Here is a 6,906-nt window from a genome sequence, read left to right as displayed (position 1 = left end):
ACGGCGTCCCCCTCGGCGACGCGGCCGATGGCCTCGGCGAGTTCGGGGCCGGAAATGGTCTTGGTCACGTAGCCGCGGGCTCCCCCGCGGATCACCGAGATCACGTCCTCGGCGGCGTCGGACACCGACAGAGCGAGGAACTTCGGCGAGCCGTCCCCGAGCTGTTCGACGACCTGGCGGAGCACCGCGGGGCCGCCGCCATCGGGCATATGCACGTCGAGGAGGACGACGTCGGGCCGCGTCTCGATGATCGACTCGACCGCCTCGGCCACCGTTCCCGCACCACCGGCGACGTGTAGGCCTGCCTCATCGGCGAGCTCGGCGGTGACTCCCGCACGGAATACCGCGTGGTCGTCGACTAGGAAAACAGTGCACTCACCGGCAGCGTCTGGCGCAGACAACGGTTACTCCTCGAAGGGGTGGGCGCGCCGCGCCGGCCGGGAGGGAGCGCGCAGGCGGGCTGTTCTAGCCGACCTTCTCCTCCGACTTCGTGCACGGCATGCGGATGGCGATCTCGGTACCGGTTGCCATAGTACTGCGTACCCGCACCGAGCCCCCTCGGCTTTCGACGCGTTGGCGGATGGACATGGCCAGGCCCTTGCGATCGCCGGGAACCGTGTCCGGATCGAAGCCGATGCCGCGGTCCCGCACGAAGATCTCCAGCACTCCGCCGTCATCGGAATCGACTTCGCAGAACACGTCGGCGCGGTCGACCTGGGCATGTTTGGCCACGTTGACCAGCGCTTCCCGGGCCGCGGCGAGCGCAGCGTTCTCCTTTTCCGCGAGTGGGGCGTCGCCCCCGACGACCACCTGCGACACCGCGATCTCGTAGTTGTCCTCGATCTCCTCGCAGATGCGCTCGACGCCGGCAGCCACCGACAACGGGTCGTTCCGGCTCTTCTCGCCGGCCTCGAACAGCCACTGCCTCAACTCCCGCTCCTGACGCCGGGCAAGCCGTGTCACCTGGGCGGGATCGTCGGCGCGCTTCTGGATCAGAGCGAGCGTCTGCAGAACGGAATCGTGCAGGTGAGAAGCGATATTCGCGCGCTCGCGTTCGCGGGCCTTCTCGGCGCGCTCGGTCTCGACCGTACGGATCATCCGCATCCACAGCGGCACGGTGAGCAGCGCGATCCCGCCGAGCGTGACCACGACCGCAAGAACCGCCGAGCCCATTTCGGCGATCGATACCTCGCGCAGCAGAATCACCGCGAGGCCGAGGAACACCAGTGCGCCGCCACCGCCGAGACGGAACAGCGCGAATCGGTCCGACAACAACCCGGACAAGACGGAGGTGGAGCCGGACTCGGATTCGTCGGCCGCGTCCCCCGCAGAGTCGAGGGCCTGCCACACCACGGCAGCGCCGGCGGCGACGACGACCAGCGGGATCGCGACCATGAACAGCGCGGACACGAGCATCGACCCGGCGAACAGCGAGGCGACGATTCCGGCGAAGATCAACCAGTGACCGGTGCGGCGCTCGGAGTCGAGCTCGTCCTTCGACAGCTGCGGAGGAACCGGGCGCGAGGGCAGGAACATCCACAGGCCCGCATACAAAAGCCCACCGAAGAAACCGAGCATCGCCAGAACGACGAACGCCACGCGCACCTGCGTCGGGGACAGACGGAGATATTCGGCGATCCCGGCGGTGACGCCGCCGAGGATGCCGCGACGCGGGTTGCGGTAGAGCTTGTGCGGACCCGGATACCCGCGCCGCGCCACCGCATTACCGGGCACCGGCGCCGGCTGCTGCGGCTGGGCGGCGACCCGTTCGCGAGATTCGGGCGTGCGGGACACAGATGACATGTCTCCATCCAAGCAAACTTCTCCCGATGAAGAATCGGGGACAACCCTGGTATTCGCCGGCCCCCGGACCAATGAGTGGATACCCCCTCCGGGCCCCGGGGCGAAAGTTCAGGGTCTTCCCCAATAGCGGCCGGGCGGCGGGGCGACCACGATGGAAGACATGAACGACACACGCACCCAGGAACCGACTCCCGGCATGGCACGGGACTTCGGCGCCCAGCTCAAGGACCTGTGGGCCTCGCGCCCGGTTCGCCCCGCCGGGGACAAGAAGCTCGCCGGGGTCGCCACGGCCGTCGGCCACCGCTTCGACGTCGACCCCGTGCTCATCCGGGTCGTCTTCGTCGTCGCCGCCCTCATGGGTGGCGCGGGCCTCGCTGTCTACCTGCTGTGCGCCCTGTTGTTCAAGTATCAGGACGATGCGCTGCGGGTCCACGAGACGATGTTCCATCGCAAGGACGAGGGAAAAACCCTCTTCCTCCCCATCGCGCTCACGATCGCCGCGATTCTGGTCGGCCCGTGGGCGATCGGCGGTTCCGATGTGGACGTGCTCGCGTGGGTCATCATCTTCGTGATGTTCGCCGGGCTCTACGGCCTCTACCGGCACCGCCCGCAGCCGCCCGAGTACATGCGGTGGGCCTACACGAGGGACCCGCGAGAGGGCCTGCACCCGGCATCGCCGGCGTACATGATGACAAAGCCGCAGATGACGCAGTGGGAGCGCCAGGGGCGCCCCGGTCGTCCCGCCGATTACGGCCGAACCGGCGCCGCGGCGCAGGAGGACGAGAGCTTCTCCGTCTATGACGGCGAAGGCACTCCGCCGTCATGGGATCCGCTTGGAGCGGCCCGCTTCGCCTGGGACCTCCCCGATCCTCCGACCGCGGGAGCCGGCGATGGCGACAGCGACGAAGGCAAGGATGGTTGCCGCGGACCGGGATTGACCTGGCTCTTCATCACCTTCGCCGGTTTCGCAGGGCTCGGCGCATTCGTTCTCGGACGGTTCTTCGGTGTCCCCTCGGTGACGCAATCGCTCGCCATCGCGCTCGCCATCGTGGCACTGGGCATGATGATCGGGGCATTCAGAAAGCGCGGACTCGGGTTGCTACCGATCGCGATGTTGCTCGGCGCGGCCATGGCCGCGACCTCGTTCAACGGGCAGTACATCGGTCCGACGAACTTCAATCCGGAGGCCGAGGATTCCTTCATCGGCACGACGGAAAACGTCACGGCGACCGACGCACTGTTGGACGAGGGGATCAACGCGTTGGGCTCGAGCGTCATCCTCGACCTGTCCGATATCGGTGACAGAAGCATTAATACGGAAGTCAATGCGATCGGATCGACCATCGTGTTCGAGCGGCCCGCGGGCCATGATCTGCACATCGACTGCGAGGCCGCGGCGATGTCCGAGTGCGAAACACGCACCTATCCGGCCACAAAACCGCCCGCCGAAGGGGAGGCCCCGACCATCACCGTCACCGCCAATATGCTCGCCGCCGCCGTGGAGGTCCAGTAACAATGAACGACGAATACCGCACCAACCAGCAACCGTCCTACGGTGAACCGGACTTCGGCACACCGGCGCACCAGATCTACGAGGTCCGCCAGGACCCGATCGTTCCCCCTGGTGTCCCCTCCTATGCGGGCGGCCCCGACTTCGGCGGGCCGATCGCCTCAGGGCAGATGGCAGCCGCTACATTCGCGCCGGTGGCGCCGCCATCCATGGCTCCAAAACCGCAGCGCCGAGGCGGATCGGTCATGTATTTCCTCCTCGGCCTATTCATCTTCATGCTCGCAGTCGTCACCGTGGTGATCGGCCAATCCGCAGCAGGATTGCTGCTCGTCGCGGCCCCATTCATCGTCATCGGCTCGATCATCGTGTTGTTCACGATGAGACGCTGACTCGGAATGTAACGTTTCGGCAACTACACGCAATGACCCTGTGAGGGAACAAAATATCTGCTGACGCCCTCCCATTTGAAGACACAGAAATTCACGACTCGAACGTACATCGACGCGAAAGGCGAATCATGACCATCACCAGCGCCGTCTCCCCAGGCGGACTTCTACAGGCGGAGCTCGACGCCCGTGGCTGGACGGTTGACGAATTCGCCTCGAAGCTCGGCGTCTCCCCCTCCCACGCCGCCGAGCTTCTCGACGATCGCTGCACGTTGTCCGAGGACGACTCCGTCCGGATCGGCGAGGTCATGGGGTCGAGCCCGCACCTGTGGCTCAAGCTCCAAAGCCGCTACCAGAGCTGGCAGCAGATGGTCGGGCGGGCGAGCTAGTTCGACTCGTCGGGACTCCCCGAGGGGCGGAACGCCCCTTGCACAGCAATTAACACATGTTGTTAAATGTGTTGATGGTGAAGACAACCCCGACCTTCGAGCCATTCGATCCGGCCTTCCTGCAAGATCCCTATCCCGCGTATTCGGCGCTGCGAGAATCCGATCCCGTGCATTTCCACCCCTCGGATCCGGAGCATGACCGGCCCGAATTCTGGGCGCTGAGCCGCTATGCGGACATCGTTGCCGCAGTCCGAGATCCGGAGGTATTTTCCTCCGCGCACGGGCTCACGTTCTACGCCGACGAGATCGCAGCACTCGGCCTCGCGCCGACACTCGTGATGATGGATCCACCGGAGCATTCGCTCAAACGCAAACTCGTGGCCTCTGGATTCTCTCCGCGCCGGGTTGCCCGAACCGAGGACACGATTCGCTCCTTCGCTCGGGAGCGGCTCGCCGAGCTCGCCGAGCGCGCACGTTCGGGCGAGACCGTGGACATCCACACGCGGTACTCGGCCACGATCCCCACTTTCGTCCTCGGGTTCCTACTCGGCATCCCCGCCGCCGATCGCCCCCTTCTCGATCCGTGGGTATCAGCGCTCACCACGATCCAGGACAACGGCTTCGCGTTCGGCGGACTCGGCACGTCGGCGGTATCCGCGGTGGCGGAGATGTTCGAGTACTTCGGCGAGCTCGTCGACGCTCGCCGAGCCGATATCGACGCCGGCCACGAGGTCCCGGACGATCTCATCACCGGACTCCTCCGCGCGGAGTACGACGGCGAACGCCTCAGCGACTGGGACGTTCTGGGCTTCTGCTTCGTCATCGTCGCCGGCGGAAACGACACCACGGGCAACCTCATCTCGCACACGATCGCCCAACTCACCGAGCACCCCGCGCAGCGCGCCGAGGTGGCGGCGGACCCCACGCTCATCCCCGGCGCCCTGATGGAATGTCTGCGGCGCGAATCCTCGGTTCAGGCGCTCGCGCGAACGACGACCCGCGAACTGAGCATCTCCGGCGTCACGATTCCGGAGGGGTCGAAGGTGATGATGTACTACGGCTCCGGCAACCGGGACCAACGAGAATTCGGCCCCGACGCCGCGGAGCTGAACATCCACCGCGAGTTCATCAGCCACCTCGCGTTCTCGCAGGGCCCGCATTTCTGCATCGGTTCGCATTTCGCCAAGCTGCAGGCGCGGGTGGCCCTGGAAGAGCTGTATGCCGCCTTTCCTGCGATTTCCGCTGACGGCGGAGGCGCGAAGCGCATAGGGTCTCCTTTTACCCGGGGTTTTCGCAACCTCCCCGTGTACGACCTCGCCGCGACGGCCTCGTCGACCGCCGCCGGCTAGTCGATGTCGCCGGCAGCGTGTTGGAGGGTTCCCATGTCGAAGGTTCGGTCCCTATTCTCGGTCGTCGTGGCGTCCGCGCTGGCGTTCAGCGCAGCCCCGCTCGCTACGGCTCCGCTCGCCGCGGCTCAGTCCGCGCTGCCCCTTCCTCCGGCGCCGCCGATGGACCAGCGTCTCGAGGCGGTACTCCCCTCGCCGAGCGGGGACGCCTTCTTCGACGCGCCGGCCGTGGACTCCGCCGCCCTCGCCGCTGCGGCACCGGGCGAGGAGTTGGATCGCCGGGACGTCACCGCTATGGCGGCACCCATCGCGGGCGCGCCGATTTCCCGCGCGACGCAGTTCCAGTTCCGCACGACGGCGGCGGACGGCACACCCACCTTCGGGACGGCGACACTCCTCGAGCCCCCGGGCGCAGGGGCGGCACCCGGTGACGAACTCGAAGGCAACCCTCTACTTGTGTATAACTCGGCGATCGATTCGCTCGGCCGGCGTTGTACCCCGGGCTTCTCGTACGCCAACGGGGACCTCGCCGCCGGCGTATCCCCGATACGTCGGCTGATGGAGTCCTTCCCGCCGATGATCGCCGACGCGCTGCGCTCGGGGACCGCGGTCCTCGTGCCCGACCACCAGGGGCCGTCGATGGCCTACGCGGACCCGCAGACGGCCGGGTACACGATTCTCGACGCCTCCAGGACCGGGCCGATTGGCCGTGCGGAACGACTGGGGTACACCGGTTATTCCGGCGGCGCCATCGCCTCGCTCGGCGCCGGCAAGCTCGCCACCGAGTATGCACCGGAAGTCGCGGAGCGCCTGGAGGGCGTCGCCGTCGGCGGAGTGCCCGCGGACTTCGAAACGCTGATGACGAGCATGAATGAGAACCTCGCCGTCGGCCTGCTCGGCGCCGCCACCCTGGGAGTCGCCCGGGCGCACCCGGAGATGCTCGACCTGCTCACCGACGAGGGCGTGCAGATCGCCTCCGCGGTGAAGGACTCCTGCATGGACGAGGTCTCCCTCGCGGGCGCAACGCTCGTGGACATCGACCAGATCGCCACCCCGGGCGCCCTCGAGTCCCCGACCGCCGAGAAGATCTACGACCTAGCGCGGATGAGCGACCGCGCGATCCCCTCGCCGCTGTACATCTACCACGGCCGCGATGAGTTCTGGGTGCCGCTCGGACCTGTCCGCGAGCTCGCTGATCAGCAGCGCGATCTGGGCGTTCCGGTGACAATGCACGAGGTTCCCGGCGAGCATCTACTCGGCATGTTCACCGGATATCCCGAGGCGAAGGACTGGATCCACGCGGCGCTGCGCGGTTGATCGGTGTTCGGCATCGACAGCCAGGGGATCGACGACCCGGTGTCGAATTCGCCGCTCATGGTGACGATCAGCAGGTTCCAATTCGCCCTCGCCGAGACCTCGCCGAGGTATCCGGAACTTCTTCTCACCTCCGCGCATCGTACGGACTGTAATCA

The 6,906-nt window shown here is 66.7% G+C and carries 7 protein-coding genes; 5 read left to right on the top strand and 2 right to left on the bottom strand.

Going from position 1 to position 6,906, the window contains the following annotated elements:
* Both K8V11_RS09285 and K8V11_RS09280 read right to left on the bottom strand, forming a co-directional pair.
* Window positions 1–401, bottom strand: a 401-nt coding sequence (locus K8V11_RS09285) for a response regulator transcription factor (RefSeq protein WP_303913114.1), incomplete at its 3' end; no start/stop codon positions are given.
* 64 nt (window positions 402–465) lie between these two features.
* A complete protein-coding gene (locus K8V11_RS09280) occupies window positions 466–1,803 on the bottom strand; it encodes a PspC domain-containing protein (protein WP_303913111.1) in 1,338 nt (445 codons plus the stop codon).
* A gap of 160 nt (window positions 1,804–1,963) precedes the next feature.
* Here K8V11_RS09280 and K8V11_RS09275 point away from each other — a divergent pair, with 160 nt between their 5' ends.
* From K8V11_RS09275 to K8V11_RS09255, 5 genes are all read left to right on the top strand, one after another.
* Window positions 1,964–3,316: a PspC domain-containing protein gene (locus tag K8V11_RS09275; RefSeq protein WP_303913109.1), complete on the top strand. Its 1,353-nt coding sequence runs from the start codon at window positions 1,964–1,966 to the stop codon at window positions 3,314–3,316.
* Between the two features lie 2 nt (window positions 3,317–3,318).
* Window positions 3,319–3,702 carry a hypothetical protein gene (locus tag K8V11_RS09270; protein WP_303913106.1) on the top strand — a complete coding sequence of 128 codons (384 nt, stop codon included), beginning with the start codon at window positions 3,319–3,321 and terminating at the stop codon, window positions 3,700–3,702.
* 128 nt (window positions 3,703–3,830) lie between these two features.
* The gene (locus K8V11_RS09265; protein WP_303913103.1) at window positions 3,831–4,088 is read left to right on the top strand and encodes a HigA family addiction module antitoxin; all 258 of its coding nucleotides are present in this window, start codon (window positions 3,831–3,833) and stop codon (window positions 4,086–4,088) included.
* A 74-nt stretch (window positions 4,089–4,162) separates the two neighbouring features.
* On the top strand, window positions 4,163–5,437 hold the full coding sequence (locus K8V11_RS09260; RefSeq protein WP_303913100.1) for a cytochrome P450: 1,275 nt from the start codon (window positions 4,163–4,165) through the stop codon (window positions 5,435–5,437).
* Between the two features lie 33 nt (window positions 5,438–5,470).
* Window positions 5,471–6,751, top strand: a complete 1,281-nt coding sequence (locus K8V11_RS09255; protein ID WP_303913097.1) for a lipase family protein — start codon at window positions 5,471–5,473, stop codon at window positions 6,749–6,751.
* Window positions 6,752–6,906 lie beyond the last annotated feature (155 nt).

Source organism: Dietzia timorensis (genome assembly GCF_020742175.1).
Taxonomy (GTDB): Bacteria; Actinomycetota; Actinomycetes; order Mycobacteriales; family Mycobacteriaceae; genus Dietzia; species Dietzia timorensis_A.
Note: the sequence above shows the minus strand (reverse complement) of the source record. Positions and strands in the feature narration are given on the sequence as shown.

Excerpts from the sequence above, each read along its gene's own strand:
- K8V11_RS09275 (WP_303913109.1), top strand. The coding sequence starts at position 1,964 with ATGAACGACACACGCACCCAGGAACCGACTCCCGGCATGGCACGGGAC.
- K8V11_RS09260 (WP_303913100.1), top strand. The coding sequence starts at position 4,163 with ATGGTGAAGACAACCCCGACCTTCGAGCCATTCGATCCGGCCTTCCTG.
- K8V11_RS09280 (WP_303913111.1), bottom strand. The coding sequence starts at position 1,803 with ATGTCATCTGTGTCCCGCACGCCCGAATCTCGCGAACGGGTCGCCGCC.
- K8V11_RS09270 (WP_303913106.1), top strand. The coding sequence starts at position 3,319 with ATGAACGACGAATACCGCACCAACCAGCAACCGTCCTACGGTGAACCG.
- K8V11_RS09255 (WP_303913097.1), top strand. The coding sequence starts at position 5,471 with ATGTCGAAGGTTCGGTCCCTATTCTCGGTCGTCGTGGCGTCCGCGCTG.
- K8V11_RS09265 (WP_303913103.1), top strand. The coding sequence starts at position 3,831 with ATGACCATCACCAGCGCCGTCTCCCCAGGCGGACTTCTACAGGCGGAG.